This is a genomic window from Methylovorus mays, assembly GCF_020531915.1.
Taxonomy (GTDB): Bacteria; Pseudomonadota; Gammaproteobacteria; order Burkholderiales; family Methylophilaceae; genus Methylovorus; species Methylovorus mays.
In genome coordinates, this window is the sequence record NZ_JAJAVG010000008.1 from 250,209 (window position 1) to 268,146 (window position 17,938).

A 17,938-nucleotide genomic window follows, 5' to 3' on the forward strand; every position below is an offset into this window, starting at 1 on the left:
TGGTAGCTGTCAAGCTGGCTAAAGCAAACGCCAGCCTATGCTTTGCCCTGCACGTAACGGCACCAGTCGCTCCTGGCCCATGGGCAAGTCGTCTGGCACTTGCCAGCTTTCCTTAACCAGAGTCACCGTGTCGGTATTGCGCGGCAGGCCATAAAAATCTGCCCCATAAAAACTGGCAAATCCTTCCAGGCGATTCAACGCCCCCGCCTCTTCAAAGGCTTCGGCATACAGCTCAATGCCCGCATGCGAGGTGTACATGCCCGCGCAGCCACAGGCAGACTCTTTGGCAGATTGTGGATGCGGCGCACTATCTGTCCCCAGGAAAAACTTGGGCGAACCCGATGTTGCCGCCGCAACTAGCGCCAGCCGGTGCTCCTCGCGCTTGAGGACGGGCAGGCAATAATGATGTGGCCGCATGCCGCCGCTGAACATGGCATTGCGATTCATCAACAAATGGTGGGCGGTGATGGTGGCTGCGATATTGTCCGGCGACTCCGCCACGAACTGCGCGGCTTCCCGTGTGGTGATGTGTTCAAACACCACCCGCAATGCAGGAAAGCGCTGCAGCAGCGGGCGCATATTGCGCTCGATGAACACCTTCTCGCGGTCAAACACATCCACATCGGCATCGGTCACCTCGGCGTGCACCAGCAGCGGCAGGCCCAGCTCCTGCATGGCTTCCAGCGCAGGCACACAGTGGCCGAGGTTGGTCACGCCGGAGTCAGAATTGGTGGTCGCACCAGCGGGATACAGTTTGACGCCATGCACGATGCCACTGGCCTTGGCGAGGCGGATTTCTTCGGCGGAGGTTTTGTCGGTGAGATACAAGGTCATCAGGGGTTCAAAGCGATCCCCAGGTTGCAAGGCGGCCAGAATGCGCTGGCGATAGGCCTGTGCCAGCTCGGTGGTGGTCACCGGCGGGCGCAGGTTGGGCATGACGATGGCACGGCCAAAGCGACGCGCCGTGTCGGGCAAGACCGCCTGCAGGGCAGCGCCATCGCGCAAATGCAAATGCCAGTCGTCCGGGCGGGTAATGGTGAGGGAGGAGGTCATGTCAGGCTTCCACTATCTTTAAAATTCAACGAAATAATTCAACTTCATTTCACTCAGGCTTGCGCGTCATTCAGCTGCAAGGCGAGTTGGTACAGGGCGTTCTTTTTGCCACCGGTAATATCCACTGCCAATTTTACCGCCTGTTTCAGCGGCAGATCGGCCAGCAGCAGGCGGAGTATGCGCTCAGCCTCGCGTGTATCGGCATCGTCTTCCGCAGGTGGGGCAGCTTCCACCAGCAGCACAAACTCCCCGCGCTGACGATTGGCATCGGCCAGCAGCCAGTCATGCGCTTCGCCGAGCGGGCAACGGTGAAAGCTTTCAAAGGTTTTGGTCAGCTCACGGGCAATGGTGATGCGCCTGTGTGGGCCCAGCACGGCGGCCATGTCCTGCACGCTTTCCAGCACGCGATGCGGGGCTTCGTAAAACACCAGCGTGGTCGGCTCATGCTCCAGGGCTTGCAGCTGTTTTTTGCGCTGGCTGCCACTGGCGGGCAGGAACCCCACAAAACGGAATCCATTTTCGGTAATACCCGAGGCGGATAAAGCGGCGATCACTGCGCTGGCGCCCGGCACGGGGACCACGGTGACACCAGCTTCGCGCAAAATATCCACCACCACGGCACCCGGGTCACTGATACCAGGCGTGCCGGCATCGGTAATCAGGGCGACGGATTGTCCGGCCTGCAAACGCTCCAGCAGGATTTCTGCCGAGCGATGCTCATTGTGCTCATGCACGGCCAGCAGCTTTTTCTGGATGGCATAGTGGGCGAGCAGGCCGCCACTATGCCGGGTATCTTCCGCTGCAATCAGGTCCACCGTTTTCAGGGTTTCCAATGCGCGCAAAGTAATGTCCTGCAAGTTTCCAATTGGCGTGGCTACAACATATAATGTGCCGATATGATTCAACGCTTACTCACTCTGCTGTTCATGTGCTTGTGGCTGAATGCGGGCCCGGCAGCCGCCGATACCGTCGCTACTGGCTCTTCCCTCAAGAAAACGCCCGAGACGCAATTCAGTCTCGGCATGGGCTGCCTGAAAAAACAGGATATCCCATGTGCGCAGCTGGCGCTGGCGGGCATTCCGGCCATGTCGCCGTATGCCAAGGTGTTGTCAGGCAACATCGCCGCCAGCCAGCAGGATTACGATCAGGCCTTGCTGATGCTGCTTCCCTTGCAAGCGAACAAGTCGATATCCGCTGAGGCAAGCGCAAGTTTACACACAAGCTTGGCTCTCGCCTACGAAAACCAGGACGATCCCTTGCGTGCGCTGGAGCAATATGTTCAGGCGCAGTCAGGCCTGGCGGGCGATGCACTGCTCACAGCGCAGAAGCAGCTCTGGCAGTTTCTGAGCAAGACCAACAAGGTCGACCTGATTGCCATGCGCGGCAATATCACCGACACCACCCTGCAAGGCTGGATAGACCTGGCGCTTGCTGGGCAGGATGGCCTGAGCAAGGACGATGTCAGCCAATGGCGCAATGCCTATCCTGACCATGTTGCCATGGATGAACTTCTCGCGGGACTCACCGTCAGCAGCGCCGCCGCAGGCAACACAGGCACAACAGCAGCTTCAGCAAATACCGCTGCCTTGAGCGGTCAGATTGCCCTGATCCTGCCATTTTCTTCCGAAGCCTATTACCCGGCATCCGATGCTATCGAACGTGGTTTCGTGGCCGCACAGACCATTGCCAACAGCAATGCTGAGGTCAAGATTTACGCAACCACTGGTGGCCGTGATGATTTCGCTGCCGTCTACCAGCAAGCGGTCAGCGAAGGCGCCAACTATATTGTCGGCCCGCTGACGAGAGATGAAGTGACCGCGCTGAGCGAACTGCCGGTGAGTTTGCCCACGGTGGCGCTCAACCAGAGTGACCTTGCCACCGCCAACCGCAACATTCATTTTTACGGGCTGGCTGTCGACAGTGAAGCCCAGCAGGTGGTGCGCATCGCCCGCGACCTTGGCATGCAGACCGTCACCATCGTCGGTACCGAAAGCAGCCTGTCCAACCGCATGATCAAGACCTTTGGGGATGCATGGATAGCCGATGGCGGCCAAGTTAGCCAGCAATTTGGCGTCAATGAAGACACCGATATGCAAGCAATGAAAACTGACATTCAGGCGCATCCCACCGACATGATCTTCCTTGCCACCACGGCTGATAATGCCCGCCAGATCCGTCCGGCACTCGATGCCGCCACGCCGACATTCGGTCTATCGCACATCTATGCCGGTGTGCTGGACAATCCCGACGATGCCCCCCTGCTGGCCGTGCGCTTTGTCGATATGCCATGGCTGCTGAATCCGGACGCCTTTGCCGCTTACAAACCGGCCGCGCAGGATTTGCCCAGCGGCGAAATGCAGCGCTGGTTTGCCCTGGGCGCGGACGCCTACAGCCTGCTACAAGCCGTGGTACAGCGTCCTGGCTCGCCCGCGACCATCAAGGGCCTGAGCGGCACCTTGCGTCTGAATGCAGATGGCAGTGTCAGCCGCGAGCTGGCAGTGGCCCGATTCAGCCGTAATGGCATCACCGTAGAGCGCCTGCCTTAATCCACGTGAACACCCAGGGCACTGAAGCGGAAGAGCGCGCTGCCATCTATTTGCAACAGCAGGGTCTCAAACTGCTTGCACGCAATTACCGCTCGCGTTTTGGCGAAATAGACCTGATCATGCGCGATGGCGCGAGTCTGGTGTTTGTTGAAGTCAGGATGCGCAAAAGCGAACGCTTTGGAGGTGCTGCTGCCAGCATTACCCCCGCAAAGCGGCAAAAACTGGCACTCACGGCTGAGCAGTATTTGCAGCAACATGGCACCAGCGCTTGCCGCTTTGATGCCGTTCTGCTGGATCAGGCATACAACATCGTATGGATACGCAACGCTTTTGAAGCTTGAATGAAAACCCACAAGTCATGGACATCACAGAACGCATAGCCGGCCACTTTACCGAAAGCGCCAATCTCAAACTGCAGCTGGGCGACCTGCTGGCGCGGCCGATTGTCGCGGCGGCCGAGATGATCGTGCAGGCCCAGCTCAACGAGAAAAAAGTGCTCGCCTGCGGCAACGGCGGTTCGGCGGCCAGCGCGCAATATTTCGCTTCGCGCATGCTGAACCAGTTTGAAATGGAACGCCCAGGCCTGGCGGCCGTGGCCCTCAGCGCAGACAATTCGACGCTGACCGCCATTGCCAACCATGGGCATTTTGACCAGATTTTTTCCAAGCAGGTGACAGCGCTCGGCCACACCGGCGATGTACTGCTCGCCATCAGCACCAGCGGCAACTCCCGCAATATCCTGCGCGCCATTGAGGCGGCCAAAGACCGCAACATGACTGTGATCGCCCTCAGCGGTGGCGATGGAGGGGAGCTGGTTGAACTTCTGACGGAGGAGGATATCCACATAGGCGTCCCGCACGACAATGCATCGCGCGTACAGGAAGCCTATATTCTGATATTGCATTGCTTATGCGATGCAATTGATTGCACTTTACTAGGAGTCAACTAATCATGCGTTTCATCACCAAAGCGTTTATCGCCACCGCCCTCGCCACTCAACTGGCAGGCTGCTTCCCTGCGATTGTCGGCGGCGCCGCTGCCACGGGCGTCATGGCGGCAGACCGCCGTACCTCGGGCATTTACATTGAGGACGAAGGCATTGAGCTGAAAGCCTCACAACGTATCTCCTCTGAGCTGGGCGAAAACATTCATGCCAATGTCACCAGCTTCAACCGCAACGTGCTGATCACCGGCGAAGCATTCAATGCGGAAACCAAAGCCAAGGCCGAGTCGATTGTGAAAGAAGTGGAAAATGTCCGTAGCGTGACCAATGAACTAGTGGTGGCACCCAAGAGCTCGCTAAGCTCACGCAGCAGTGACACCTATATCACGTCCAAAGTCAAAAGCCGTCTGGTGACCGAAAACCGCTTCCCGGCCAATTACGTCAAAGTGGTGACTGAGAAATCCACCGTATTCCTGATGGGCCTGGTCACCAAACAGGAAGCCGCCGATGCTGTGGATATCGCCAGCGGCACCTCGGGTGTGGAAAAAGTGGTCAAAGTTTTTGAATACATGGACTAAGAGCGCACTGCTATAATCCAGATATTATTGAAATTTTCGGCAAAACGACCATGAGCTTACCTGACGAAATCATCATTGAAGGCCTGACCCGCGCAGGCAAACCTTTTCGCCCCAGCGACTGGGTGGACCGTATGTGCAGCACCTACGCCACCTTCGGGCCGGATCGCAAGCTGCGCTACTCACCTTACCTCAAGCCACGCGTCGTCAATGGCGTGCGTTGCCTGGCGGTGGATCTCAAGCTCAAGGTGGTAAATCCGGAAGGCTATACCCAGCTCATGCACTTTGCTGAAGAGAACCAGCTCAATGTTCTGGATTCCGCCGGCAACAGCATTCCAACGCCAAACTAAGCGGTAATCTCCATAAAAAAAAACGCCACGTCGCAGCCTGCTGCACGTGGCGTTTTTTATGGGTGTTTTTCCCGGGCGCCGTCCGGCCCCTGAAGATTATTTTCCGGAAACCACGCTTTCGATAAAGGCGCGTGTCACCAGACCACGCTTTACCTTCACCAACTGTCCCTGCGGGTTATAAAAATAAGTGGTGGGCAACACGGTATTGGGGCCAATCTGGGCGGCAACCTCCGCGTCGCCCAGCACTATCGGGTAAGACATCAGCATGTCATCCGCAAAATGGGCCACTTCGGCGGGGCTCTTGTATTCCCAGGCCACACCGATCACGGCCAGATCCCGCTTATGCCGCTGATCATGCAGATTCACCAGATCAGGCACCTCTTCCAGACATGGCGGGCACCAGGTAGCCCAGTAATTCACCAGTACCCATTTCCCCTTGTAATCCGACAATTGTTGCAACTTGCCAGAAGTATCGCGCAGCTTGAACCCGTCTTCCGCCATGCCGATGCCACTCAGCATGAGCAACATCAAGGCGAGCAGAAGGCGGACATACATGGTCAGGATTTCTCTGTGGTATGAGGCTGATGCCCGGGACTGTGTTGAATAGGGTGATGCTCACCCAGGTGAGGCTCCGCATGCTGCGCTGGGGCGGGATGATGCTCGCCGCGGTGCATCAGGAACAAGGCAAGCCCGATGAGGGCAATGCTGCCGCCAAAGGTGAGGAGATCCTGCGGGCCCGTCATTTTCATCTTGAGCGCATGTTCAAACAGCGAAACAATCATGATCATGACGATCACCTTGGCCAGACGATTCTTGAGATCATCCAGATCGTGGATTACCAGCACACGGCTGGATGCCTTGCTGCCCTGAGCCGCATCAATGTCGCTGATGAAGAGCTCATAAAGACCCAGCGAGAAAATCAGCATGATGGTAGCGAGCAGATAGCCATCCACCACTTCCACCACGTGCGAGACGGTATCATCGTGCAGGGTTTTGCGTATTTCATTGGTCAGGTCAGGATCGGCGTAATGCGCGACATGCTTGATCAGGAAAAATACATCGACCGTGGCAATGTAGAAAATGGCAAAGCCTGCGAGCAGGCTGGCAACGACCGCCAGCATCACCACAAAACGACTCTTCCATAAGATGCCCTCAAACACCTGTTCCAACCATTTCATTGCTGATATTCCTCTGTGATTCCTTGTTGCGGGCTATTCTAACTCATCACTGACAGAGCTTGCCGGGTTCATCGTGACAAAAGGCACCATAGGTCTTAACATGGGTTTACATACTCATGGAAGGCAATATGGCATTAACACTCACTATTCCAGCGCTCACCGACAAACCCCTGATCCCCGCCGAGACACAGCCGCAAAAACTGCAAACGCTGATGGGCCAGTGGTTGAAGTTGCCCATGCTGGAAGCCGCGACTGCCATGGCCGACGAGCTGGAAAACCTCAATCGGCAGGTGGTGCCGGCGGACGCACGCTTTCGGGCACTGGAAACTTATCGCCCCCTGGTCATCAGCATGAGTCGACGCCTGGCTGGCATTTATGGCAAAGCCAGCCTGCCCTTGCCAGCAGAGGCACGCGCCTATGTAAAGGTCGCGGAGTCATTATGGCTGGAAATGGCGTATGGCTACAAAATTGCGCTCATCGACGAACAGCAGAAACTGTTCAAGATCAACAGCAACCCCAAGCATATGGCGCTGCTATTGCTACGCGCCTTTGAAGCCCTGAATGGCCTGATCCATATTTATTTTCAGACTTACTTTCCGGCGCCGGGCAGTGTCTGGAACGATATTCACCAACTGTATCGCTATGCTGTCCAAGCCGAACTGCAAGACCTGCCCATTGAACAGGGCGAACGAAAAACCACCAGCATCAGCACGCAGTTCAAGCAGATATTGCTGATGGCACTGGCTGAGCCGCAAAACCTGACACCTTCTGAAATTCGTCGCGTCGCCGACTATATAGAACGCCACGCCGCCCTGGCGGAGTTACATGCCACGGGGCGCATTGAAAACCCGGCGGCGGTATTTCTGGTCAAGCTCAACACCGATATGCCGCCCATCGCCTACAGCAAGCATGAAAGCCTGCCGCCCACTGGCAGCGACCTTCTGTTGCTGACCATTCGTCTGGCGCGCATGGTGCATCAGCATATCCAGTTATTGCAGAAAAAAAACGCCATCATCAGCACGCATGAATTGCCTGATGATGCCACCGATGGGCGCTATATCGACCTGCTGCGCTACTTGCTGCAGCATTGGGGCAAGGTCCCCAAACGGGTTTTCAAACGCTCACGCAAGAGCAGCAGTGTGTCCATGGTGATCGGCATGCCTGCCGCGCATGCTCTGGCGAATCACGCGTGGCAGGGCAGCAAGCCAGCCAATGTCGGCCGTACTGGTCTCTTGCCAGAGCAACTGCAGGCTGCCCGCTGGGCGGTGCTCAATGTCAGCGCGGCGGGCATGGCCTTACGCAAACCGGCCAAGCTCACCAGCCAGTTGCATGTGGGGGAAGTGATTGCGGTAAAAGAAGACCATATGCAGGGCTGGGCGACGGGCGTCATCCGCTGGGCCATGCATGATGAACAGGACAATCTGGATATCGGCATCCAGCTGATTGCCCCTACCGCCAGAGCCATCGGCTTGCGCCGTCCGTCCCAGCCGTCGTTTGAGTTTGCGCTATTGTTGCCCGCCATCCATGCCCTGAAGCAGGATGCCAGCATTGTGGGAGCCGTAGGAAGTTATATGCCGGAGCGCATCATGGAGCTGGATTACGATGGCCGCACCCGACGCATTGTCCTCACCAAGCTGGTGGAGCGCACGCATGGCTTCGAGCGCTTTCAGTTCACTGCGCTGGATTAAACGCTCACATCCCAATCCAGGTCACAGCACAGCACTTGCACGACCCCCATCGGTTTGATGGCGATGGATATCGTCAGGCAAAGCTCGCCGGTCGCAATCGACAGATATGGCCGCGTCATCTGCACCTCACCGGGATTGCCCAGGGCGCGACGCAGATAAGGCCGCCGGATCCAGTTGGCGCCTGAGCCATCCGCCAGGGGTTGATAGCGCACGCTCATGATAGAGCGACGACTTGGCGCCACTTCGCTGGTCCCTATCTGTACCCCCTGCTGGTTAAGCAAATAGCAACGATCAACACCGGGGATAGCCAGCAAGGCTTGAACGGCGTTTAATAGTGGAACGCCTGCCTGTAATTGCTCAGACGCTTTAAGAAACGCGGCTATGGCATCCTGCATTTTCTGATGGCGAATCTCAGGCACGGTGGATTGGCGATAGCCCTGAAATAATTTGGCGATGGATTCGGAGCGCGTTTCCTGCAGCAAATACGGCGCTGGCCGACCAAAATAATAGCCTTGGACAAGGTCGACATCAGTATCCATGGCAATAATGGCTTCCTGCTCGGTTTCCACGCCTTCGATCAACACCAGGCTACCTGCCTCATGTATCAAAGACACCACGCCCGGCAACACGCGACGTGCCACTGCCGTGCTCGCCGCCTGCGTAATCATGGAACGATCCAGCTTGACGATATCGGGAGAAAGACGCCAGATACGCTCAAAATTGGAATGACCGGAACCAAAATCATCAATTGCCACCAGACAACCGAGATTTTTGTAAAACTGCACGGACTCGGAGAGCTGCGACTCATCTTCTATCGCCCCCTCGATAATCTCCACCACCACCATGGACGGCGGCACACCATAATGCTCCAACAGGTCCTGAAAGAACTGCCCATAGTGCTTGCCGTTCACAATCACCTGCGGATTGATATTAAGAAACAGCCATTGGGCTGATTGGCCCTGCTGCATGAAGTTGTGCATGTGCAAGGCACGCGACAAACGATCAAGCTCGACAATCTCGGACTCGGTTTTCGCCTGCTCAAAAATCCGCCACACAGGCAGCGCCTGCTGCTGCTCATCAAAAGCCCGGATCAGGCCTTCATACCCGACCACCCGACAATGCGAAAGACTAAAAATAGGCTGGAATGCACTACTTAAGCGCATTCCCTTGTAATTCGATTGTGAATGCCCCATGTTGGGGATAGTGGCATCCTCGATCAGCTCGAGAATATCCATCAGAATTCTATTCATTTCGGCAACACATGATTTTAGTATTGAACCTTCCCTGTAACCCGGCAATGATCAGCAATTATCATGCCGACATGAATACTTCACTTACGCGTCTTTTTTCGCTAGGATAGCGCAATACTTCGTTTTCACTATCTTAATTACAAGTCCCATTTTCTATAGAGGTTCACACATGAGCGACCATATTACCCATATTAGCGACAGCGCTTTCGAGCAGGAAGTGCTGCAATCCCAAGTGCCCGTGCTGGTTGACTACTGGGCTGAATGGTGCGGCCCATGCAAAATGATTGCCCCCATCCTGGATGAAGTCGCAAAAGAATACGAAGGTCGCCTGAAAGTCGCCAAGCTCAACATTGACGAAAACCAGCAAACACCTCCCAAATACGGCATCCGCGGCATCCCCACCCTGATGCTGTTCAAGAATGGCAATGTAGAAGCCACCAAAGTAGGCGCACTGTCCAAATCCCAACTGACTGCTTTTATTGACAGCAATATTTAATACCGCTACGCTTGCGCCTGATTTTGTGTTACCGTGACTTTTAATCCCACGCGTCATTCATCCAATTAGAAATCAGGCGCTAATTCCCTAGCAGTTCACTGCACTCCCTGCAGTTTCGATTTTCAGCGAGCCCTCCTCTTATGCATTTATCCGATTTAAAACATCTTCCCGTGACCGAACTGGTCGAAATGGCGATTGCCAACGAGATTGAAGGCGCGAGCCGCATGCGCAAGCAGGACCTGATCTTCGCTCTGCTGAAAAACAAAGCCAAAAAGGGAGACAGCATTTTTGGGGATGGCACGCTGGAGGTATTGCAGGATGGATTCGGTTTCTTACGCTCACCCGACACCTCCTACCTGGCAGGTCCGGACGATATCTATGTTTCACCCTCGCAAATTCGACGCTTCAACCTGCACACCGGCGACTCCATCATGGGGGAAATTCGCACCCCCAAAGACGGCGAACGCTACTTTGCCCTGGTAAAAGTCGATAGCGTCAACGGCGAAGCCCCCGAAAACACCAAGCACAAAATCCTCTTTGAAAACCTCACACCTCTCTTCCCCACCAAGCCTCTTGTACTGGAACGCGATATTCGCGGTGAAGAGAATGTCACGGGCCGCGTTATTGACATGATCGCGCCTATCGGCAAAGGCCAGCGCGCCTTGCTAGTGGCTCCGCCGAAATCCGGCAAAACGGTGATGATGCAACACATTGCCCATGCCATTACCGCCAATCACCCAGACGTCAGCCTGATCGTGCTGCTGATTGACGAGCGCCCGGAAGAAGTCACAGAAATGACCCGCTCGGTGAAGGGCGAGGTTGTTGCTTCCACCTTCGACGAGCCCGCTACCCGCCACGTTCAGGTAGCCGAAATGGTGCTGGAAAAAGCCAAGCGTCTGGTTGAGCATAAAAAAGACGTGGTGATCCTGCTGGACTCCATCACCCGCCTCGCGCGTGCTTACAACACGGTTGTACCAGCTTCCGGCAAGGTACTGACCGGCGGTGTGGATGCCAATGCACTGCAGCGCCCCAAACGCTTCTTTGGCGCTGCGCGCAATATTGAAGAAGGCGGCTCGCTGACCATTATTGCCACCGCGCTGATAGACACTGGCTCCCGCATGGATGATGTGATCTATGAAGAGTTCAAGGGCACCGGCAATATGGAAATTCACCTGGATCGCCGCATGGCAGAAAAGCGCCAATACCCCGCCATCAACGTTAACAAATCCGGCACCCGCCGCGAAGAGTTGCTGATTGAAAAAGATATCCTGCAAAAGATCTGGGTGCTGCGCAAACTGCTTTACCCCATGGATGATCTCGAAGCAATGGAGTTCCTGCTGGACAAGCTCAAGGCCACCAAGAACAACGCCGATTTCTTTGACTCCATGCGTCGAGGCTAGAAACCAGCAGCTTTCTGCTCGATATCAGCCGAAAATCCGCTTTTTCAGTCACAGTAGGCAACTTGCAGGCGAGTATTGCAAAAGAACCATCGAATCAATATAATGCTCACCTTTCGCAGTTGTCGCATGTGAACCACTACCCGCCGCACATACCGGCCAATTTGAGGTAAATGATTATGAAATCAGGCATTCATCCTGAATATCGCGAAGTTGTTTTCCAGGACATCGGCGCCGATTTTAGCTTTATTACACGTTCTACCATCTCCACACGTGAAACCATCAAGTGGACTGACGGTAAAGAATATCCATTGGTGAAGATTGAAGTTTCTTCGCAATCGCACCCGTTCTACACCGGCAAGCAAAAGATTCTGGATACCGCTGGTCGCGTTGAGAAATTCCGCCAAAAGTACGGCATGTAATTTCTTGTGCACTTGCACACAAAAAGGCAGCCTGGGCTGCCTTTTTCATTTGTGCCGCGCCAAGCCCGGCTTATCGGCAGACTGGGCGCATGACATCGTATACACTGCTGCAGCAACCTCTTGAGATAGCACATGGCTTTTGAGCTGGAACATGACTGGCAAGGCAATCTGGCCACACCCCGCGCCCGCATAGGCGAGAGCGCAAAAACGCGCTTGCTGATCCTGCTGTGCGCAGTGTGGATCTGCCTGGGCCTGATCAACCACGCGCCATGGAAACCTGACGAATCCCAGAGCATCAACATCGTCAAATCCATGCTGCATGGCCATGCGCTTATTGCGCCTGTTGTCGCAGGCCAAACCTCAATAGAAAACCCTCCTTTGTATTACCTTAGCGCGGCCGGCATGGCGAAAGTCTTGCAGCCATGGCTACCGATGCACGATGGCGCACGCCTGGTAAGCGGCTTGTGGATGGCACTCACCTTGTTGCTGGTCGGCATGCTGGGCCGCGAATTATGGGGACGGGGTGCCGGACGGCAAACCACGTTCATTTTCCTGGGGTCGCTTGGGCTGGTCGTTTCCGCCCACTTGCTGATGCCTGAGGTCGCGGCCCTCACGGGTTCCGCCATGGGCCTGTATGCGTTGGCACTGGCCAAGCGTCGCCCCTATCGCGCCAGTGCTTTGCTGGGATCAGGCATCGGTATCTGCTTCCTGACGACCGGCTTGCTGTATGCCATTCCGATTCTGTTCACCGCTCTTCTGCTGCCGATTCTGTTTAGCACCTGGCGCACCAAAAGCTACGCCGTTGTGCTGGGCCTGAGCATGCTGGTGGCGACTCCCTGGCTGGCCATATGGCCGCTGCTGCTCTGGCACACATCACCCAGCCTGTTTGCAGCATGGCAACAATCAAACAGCGACCTGTTCGCACAATCCAGCCATGTGTACTTTCTGAATACGCTGGCCTGGTTTTCATGGCCTGCATTGCCTATCGCCCTATGGGGCTTATGGCGTTATCGCACGGTCCTGCTGTTAAAGCCTCGTTTTCAATTACTCATCACGTTTTTTGTAATCAGCCTGATCGTGATTGGCTTTGGCGCAAACACACGCGAAATATATGCATTGCCCCTGCTACTGCCTTTGGCTGTCTTGGCGGGTGGCAGTGTTGAAACCTTGAAACGCGGCGCAGCAAGCGCGCTGAACTGGTTTGGCCTCATTCTGTTCGGCATGATCGGCTTTCTGATCTGGCTGGGGTGGTTTGCCATGATGACGGGCTGGCCCGAAAAGCTGGCCGAGCGCATGCAGTTTCTCTCTTCGATTCACCATCCGGTATTCAACTGGATTGGATTTGTCGCGGCTTTTCTCATCACGCTGATATGGCTGGCCGTTGTCATTAACGCCAAACGCTCGATACGCGCAGCGGTGACGGACTGGGCCGTCGGTATCACCATGGCCTGGAGCCTGCTGATGGCGCTATGGTTGCCATGGATTGATACTGCCAAGAGCTACGGCCCGGTGATGAGCAGCATGCAAAAAGCCCTGCCCAACGATTACCACTGCATGATGGAGCGGAATCTTGGCAGCTCACAATATGCCTTGCTGGATTATTATCTGGGCATTCGCCCTCGTGCAGCAGAATCACGCGCCAGTCGTCGTTGCGATCTGTATCTGATTCAGGATGAGCGCGGCAGGGCCAAGTTCCAGCCTGGCCCGGAATGGAACATGATCTGGCATGGCAAACGTGCGACAGACCGCCGTGAAAGCTTCAGGCTGTATCAGCGCAATTAATATCAACCGGGCTTCAGATGCCCGGTTTTCATGTCCGCGACAGCGGCCCTGCCCCTCACAATACCTGACCGTAAAGGTGCAAGGCCTGCGTTTTAATCAGCGCATGCACTTTCATTCCCGGGCTTAGGGCAAGATCCTGAATGGCCTTTGCACTCACCTCAGCCACCAGTGTATTTGCATCCAGCACCACATCGACCAGCATGCGGTGATCCACCTGCCGCATCTGGCCCAGCGTGCCGGGCAGCTGATTTTGTATGCTGATGCCGGAAACCGGCTCACGTGCCAGCGCGATATTGGACGCGGCTGTGGAAATGGTAATCCGCTCGCCCACGCCACCCGCCGAAAGTGGAATAAAAAGGCGTTGCGTACTAAGCTGTGCAACCGAATAGCCTTCTGCCGGATGATGCGAAAGCAATTCCACCTGCAGCACATTTTCCATGCCCAGTGAGCGCGCCAGAGCAAGCACCTGGGTATCCCGCATCACATCCACAAAATCACCATAGCCAATCACGTGACCCTGCTCCAGCACCAGCATGCGCGACGTCAGTTGCAATACCTCATCAATCGCATGGCTGACATACAGCATGGGAATATCAATCTCGTCCCGCACGCGCTGCATGAAGGGCAAAATCTGCATCTTGAGCCTGACATCCAGCGATGCCATCGGCTCATCCAGCAATAACAGGCGTGGTGAACTCAGCAACGCTCGCCCAAGTGCCACCCGCTGCCGCTGACCACCCGAAAGTTGATGCGGCTTTTGCAGCAGCAAAGCGCCTAGCTCAAGCAGCTCAACAATCTGCGCCAGGCTGAAGCGGCGCTGTCCACGTGTCAGCCGATGGTAGCCATATTCTAGATTGCGGCTGACAGTAAGATGTGGGAACAGGCGGCTATCTTGGAACACCATGCCTATCCTGCGTTTGTACAAGGGCAGGTCAATGCCGCGTTCGGTATCCAGTAGACATTCGCCATTTAGCACCAGCCGCCCGGCATCCGGCTTGACCAAGCCGGCCAGCGTACCCAGCAAAGTGGTTTTACCTGCACCGGAAGGGCCAAACACGCCCGTGACACGATCATTGAGCGTCACGTTGACGCGCGTGGCAAATTCACCGCGGCGCAGCGCAAAATCAAGCTCTATCATCGCCACTCCCTACGCGACGCAAGGCCCGCTGCTCCATGACATTGCTGAAGTAAAGCGCCGCAAATGCCAATAGCAAACTCAGTACGACGAGGCGCAACGCAGGCACATCGCCTCCCGGTATTTGCGTATAGGTATAGATGGCCAGTGGCAATGTCCGCGTTTCCCCTTCAATATTGCCCACAAAGGTAATCGTGGCGCCAAACTCGCCCAAACTGCGACTGAATGCCAGCACCATGCCCGTGAGAATACCGGGCAAAGCCAATGGCAAGGTGATACTGAAAAATACACGCACCGGATGTGCACCCAATGATTGTGCCGCCAATTCAAGGCCCCGGTCGACCTGACTGACGGCCAGACGTGCCGATCGCACCATCAAAGGCAAGGCCATGATGGCCGAGGCCACCACAGCCCCCATCCAGGTAAAGGCAATACTGATGCCAAATGCCTCCTGCAGCCACTTGCCCAGAACGCCCTGATTGCCAAACAGCAGCAAGAGCAGAAAGCCCGGCACCACCGGCGGCAGCACTAATGGCAAATGCACCACGCTATCCAGCAAGGCCTTGCCGAAAAAGCGCTTGCGGGCCAGCACCCATCCCAGCAATACGCCAGGGATGAGGATCAACAAGGTGCAAAATAAGGCAACTTTGGCGGATAGCCATAAGGCTGCCATTTCCTCAGGGGTTAACTGCAATATCGACACCAGAACGCGCCTTTAAAATAATGGGGTAAAGCCATATTTGCGGAAGATATCGGCGGCTTGGGGGCTTTTCAAATACGTGAGAAAAGCGCTGTCGGCATTTCTTGCCCCTGCCACCCGGGCGACAGGATACACCACTGGCGCATGGGTCTCTTCTGGAAACACCCCGACAATCTCCACCTTGTCACTCACTTTGGCATCGGTTTCATACACAATCCCCGCCGCACACTCGCCACGCGCGACAAACGCCAGTGCTGCGCGTACATCCTGCGCGCCGACAATCCGTGTTTTCACACCATTCCACCAATTGAGACTGCTCAGCGCCTGCTTGGCGTAAATACCAATAGGCACTGCCTCCACATCCCCCGTGCACAGCCGTCCATCAAACGCCTTGGCAAAGTCAAAGCCCGCATGAAAATCGACCTTGAATCCACGCCCTTTGGGCGCGATCAACACCACTTTATTCCCGAGCAGATTGCTGCGGGATGCGACCTCAATGCGTTTCTTCCCCTGCAGGTAATCCATCCACTTGATATCCGCCGATATAAAAATATCGGCCGGAGCCCCATTTTCAATCTGCTTAGCCAAGGCGGAGGAGGCGGCATAAGACTGTGTCACTTTGACCTCCTTCTCCTTTTCATAGGCCTCACTGATATCCGTCAAGGCATTGGTCAGGCTGGCTGCGGCAAATACCGTCACCTTGTCCTCGGCAAATGCCGAGGAGGTGATGACCAAGGCTAACAGGCCCCACGCAAACGTCATCTTGTTCATAAGATATTCCTGAGATAGAAATTAGAAATCATATTGCGCGCGCATGATCAGGGCCTTCTCCTGGTCATCGGTCTTGCCTGCCACCGTAATCGGCGTGTCGAAATCGGTCCGGATGTAGTTAAGCATGATGCGGGCATTGGGCGTCATGATCCATTTGACGCCTGCGGTCCAGGCATCCGCCTTTGCGGTATAAGCTGTTCCGGCATTGGCAGTGGGCAACATGCTTTCAAAGTCGGAAGCATCAAATTGGCTGTACCGCAGACCTAACTCCCAGGCACCCCAGCCACTCTTGCCCATGGCCATGTTGTTCTTGGGTTTCATGCGTCCAAACACGCCACTTTTATAACTATCCGCATATGCCTCACCCGTCAGCATCCAGTTAACATTCACATACCAGGCGTTGATGTCATTGTCATAGCGCTGACCCGAGCGATCCCCCTTGTAGTTGGTGGAAATATATTCGGACTGAATCTTTACAGGGCCATAGGCAAGCGCGGTTTCAACCCCCTGACGCCGACGATCAGCATCTGCATTTTGCAGTCCAGCCACATTAAAGAAAGATACCCCATTCGCTTCTGTCGCTTGCGATATGCCAGTAGCACTTGCAGATGAATAGGCGACACTGCCGTCACTGTAGGAACCACCCACATGAATAACAGCATTTTCAATATTCATGAGTTTTGCCAGATTGGCATTAACGCGGAAACCGACATCCTTGGTATTGTCTACCTTGGTAATGACACCTCCTGTTGTGGAAGAGTTATTGAGTTCATCATTATTTTGGCCAGTGCCGTTAATCACATAAGCGTTGTAGTTAAGCCATGGCAGAGGGTCGCCAAACACCATAACGCCTCGGTCATACGTGGAGTTGAACGCCGCCCCATTGTTAGTCGCCAATGAAAGCTCAGTAAAATCGGTAAAGTTGGTGCCATAGGCACGCTCGAGCCCGAAGAAGGGTTTGAACTGCCCAATACGAATTCTGGCCTGCTTCCACCAATTAATATCCAGATAGCCATAGGTAAGCGCAGTTGTTCCGCGCGAGCCATCTGTGGCATTGGCATATTCGCCTTCGATGCGCACCGCGTAATCCTTCAGGAAGGTAAACGTACCGCCAAACCGGGCACGGCGTATATTGAAGGTATCGGTCCGCCAATCGCTGTCGGCATAATCCCGATAGTCCGCCTGAACCCGCCCATTGATCTGCAATTTCCAGTTGCCACTACCATCATCAAACACCAGGCCATCCTTGAAAGCCGCATAGACGGGGCTGCCCTCGCTCTTGCCTTTTTCTTCAGTTTTGGCGATTTTGGATTGGCTGATCTGATTTTCAATGCCGACCAGCTCTTTCGTGAGCATCTCAATTTGCTTGTCTTGCTCAGCGCGTTGCTGCTGCATTTGCTGCATCATCTGTTCAAGCTGGCGAATGCGGGTTTCCGGATCCACCTCAGCCGCCATTAGCCCAGGGGCAAGTGTGGAGAAAAGACTGGCTACCATGAAAGAAATCGTGCTTCGTTTGTACGTTTGCATGTGAACTCTCCCTGAATGTATTTATAAGAAATTAGGTACAGCATAATACTACCGCTATTTCCATTCGGGAATAGCGATTCGTATTGGAACAGCACATCGACTACCGCAGACTAGCTTGTTACCCT

General features: G+C 55.1%; 19 protein-coding genes. 10 read left to right on the top strand and 9 right to left on the bottom strand.

What is annotated here, in order from left to right; genetic code table 11:
* Positions 1-18: 18 nt before the first annotated feature.
* Together pyrC and rsmI are read right to left on the bottom strand one after the other, a co-directional pair.
* A complete protein-coding gene (gene pyrC, locus LG203_RS11610; RefSeq protein WP_230345914.1) occupies positions 19-1,053 on the bottom strand; it encodes a dihydroorotase in 1,035 nt (344 codons plus the stop codon).
* 53 nt (positions 1,054-1,106) lie between these two features.
* Positions 1,107-1,958, bottom strand: a complete 852-nt coding sequence (gene rsmI / locus LG203_RS11615; RefSeq protein ID WP_230345915.1) for a 16S rRNA (cytidine(1402)-2'-O)-methyltransferase — start codon at positions 1,956-1,958, stop codon at positions 1,107-1,109.
* On the opposite strand from rsmI, the gene LG203_RS11620 reads away from it, so the two are divergent.
* The 5 genes from LG203_RS11620 to LG203_RS11640 are packed head-to-tail and all read left to right on the top strand — an operon-like array spanning position 1,950 to position 5,467.
* Positions 1,950-3,599: a penicillin-binding protein activator gene (locus LG203_RS11620; protein ID WP_230345916.1), complete on the top strand. Its 1,650-nt coding sequence runs from the start codon at positions 1,950-1,952 to the stop codon at positions 3,597-3,599. The two genes, rsmI and LG203_RS11620, sit on opposite strands and share 9 nt — an antisense overlap.
* Positions 3,600-3,604: 5 nt before the next feature.
* The gene (locus tag LG203_RS11625) at positions 3,605-3,940 is read left to right on the top strand and encodes a YraN family protein (protein ID WP_230345917.1); all 336 of its coding nucleotides are present in this window, start codon (positions 3,605-3,607) and stop codon (positions 3,938-3,940) included.
* A 17-nt stretch (positions 3,941-3,957) separates the two neighbouring features.
* The gene (locus tag LG203_RS11630; RefSeq protein ID WP_230345918.1) at positions 3,958-4,548 is read left to right on the top strand and encodes a phosphoheptose isomerase; all 591 of its coding nucleotides are present in this window, start codon (positions 3,958-3,960) and stop codon (positions 4,546-4,548) included.
* A 2-nt stretch (positions 4,549-4,550) separates the two neighbouring features.
* Complete coding sequence (locus LG203_RS11635; RefSeq protein ID WP_230345919.1) at positions 4,551-5,120, top strand: BON domain-containing protein; 570 nt, start codon at positions 4,551-4,553, stop codon at positions 5,118-5,120.
* A gap of 50 nt (positions 5,121-5,170) precedes the next feature.
* Positions 5,171-5,467: a DUF3579 domain-containing protein gene (locus tag LG203_RS11640; protein WP_013443041.1), complete on the top strand. Its 297-nt coding sequence runs from the start codon at positions 5,171-5,173 to the stop codon at positions 5,465-5,467.
* Between the two features lie 96 nt (positions 5,468-5,563).
* On the opposite strand, the gene LG203_RS11645 is transcribed toward LG203_RS11640, so the two are convergent.
* Positions 5,564-6,022, bottom strand: a complete 459-nt coding sequence (locus tag LG203_RS11645) for a TlpA disulfide reductase family protein (protein WP_230345920.1) — start codon at positions 6,020-6,022, stop codon at positions 5,564-5,566.
* Positions 6,023-6,024: 2 nt separating this feature from the next.
* Complete coding sequence (locus tag LG203_RS11650) at positions 6,025-6,645, bottom strand: YqhA family protein (RefSeq protein ID WP_230345921.1); 621 nt, start codon at positions 6,643-6,645, stop codon at positions 6,025-6,027.
* Positions 6,646-6,773: 128 nt separating this feature from the next.
* Between LG203_RS11650 and LG203_RS11655 the strand changes: the two genes are divergently transcribed.
* On the top strand, positions 6,774-8,333 hold the full coding sequence (locus LG203_RS11655) for a hypothetical protein (RefSeq protein WP_230345922.1): 1,560 nt from the start codon (positions 6,774-6,776) through the stop codon (positions 8,331-8,333).
* Here the strand turns inward: LG203_RS11655 and LG203_RS11660 are convergent.
* Positions 8,330-9,583 (bottom strand): sensor domain-containing phosphodiesterase, encoded by a 1,254-nt coding sequence (locus LG203_RS11660; RefSeq protein ID WP_230345923.1) that lies wholly within the window; start codon positions 9,581-9,583, stop codon positions 8,330-8,332. The two genes, LG203_RS11655 and LG203_RS11660, sit on opposite strands and share 4 nt — an antisense overlap.
* Positions 9,584-9,752: 169 nt before the next feature.
* Here LG203_RS11660 and trxA point away from each other — a divergent pair, with 169 nt between their 5' ends.
* The 4 genes from trxA (at position 9,753) to LG203_RS11680 (ending at position 13,680) form a co-directional block, all read left to right on the top strand.
* Complete coding sequence (gene trxA / locus LG203_RS11665; RefSeq protein WP_013443046.1) at positions 9,753-10,079, top strand: thioredoxin TrxA; 327 nt, start codon at positions 9,753-9,755, stop codon at positions 10,077-10,079.
* A gap of 140 nt (positions 10,080-10,219) precedes the next feature.
* Entirely contained in the window at positions 10,220-11,479 is a 1,260-nt protein-coding gene (gene rho, locus LG203_RS11670; RefSeq protein ID WP_230345924.1) for a transcription termination factor Rho, read from the top strand.
* 176 nt (positions 11,480-11,655) lie between these two features.
* Positions 11,656-11,898 carry a type B 50S ribosomal protein L31 gene (locus LG203_RS11675; RefSeq protein ID WP_015830863.1) on the top strand — a complete coding sequence of 81 codons (243 nt, stop codon included), beginning with the start codon at positions 11,656-11,658 and terminating at the stop codon, positions 11,896-11,898.
* A gap of 132 nt (positions 11,899-12,030) precedes the next feature.
* Positions 12,031-13,680, top strand: coding sequence for an ArnT family glycosyltransferase (locus tag LG203_RS11680; protein ID WP_230345925.1), 1,650 nt, complete (start codon positions 12,031-12,033; stop codon positions 13,678-13,680).
* A 55-nt stretch (positions 13,681-13,735) separates the two neighbouring features.
* On the opposite strand, the gene modC is transcribed toward LG203_RS11680, so the two are convergent.
* The 4 genes from modC to LG203_RS11700 are packed head-to-tail and all read right to left on the bottom strand — an operon-like array spanning position 13,736 to position 17,813.
* Complete coding sequence (gene modC / locus LG203_RS11685; RefSeq protein WP_230345926.1) at positions 13,736-14,818, bottom strand: molybdenum ABC transporter ATP-binding protein; 1,083 nt, start codon at positions 14,816-14,818, stop codon at positions 13,736-13,738.
* A complete protein-coding gene (gene modB / locus LG203_RS11690) occupies positions 14,805-15,518 on the bottom strand; it encodes a molybdate ABC transporter permease subunit (RefSeq protein ID WP_230345927.1) in 714 nt (237 codons plus the stop codon). The genes modC and modB overlap by 14 nt, the downstream gene beginning before the upstream one ends.
* 12 nt (positions 15,519-15,530) lie before the next feature.
* Entirely contained in the window at positions 15,531-16,286 is a 756-nt protein-coding gene (modA, locus tag LG203_RS11695; protein WP_230345928.1) for a molybdate ABC transporter substrate-binding protein, read from the bottom strand.
* Between the two features lie 21 nt (positions 16,287-16,307).
* Positions 16,308-17,813 carry an OprO/OprP family phosphate-selective porin gene (locus tag LG203_RS11700; RefSeq protein WP_230345929.1) on the bottom strand — a complete coding sequence of 502 codons (1,506 nt, stop codon included), beginning with the start codon at positions 17,811-17,813 and terminating at the stop codon, positions 16,308-16,310.
* Positions 17,814-17,938: the final 125 nt, after the last annotated feature.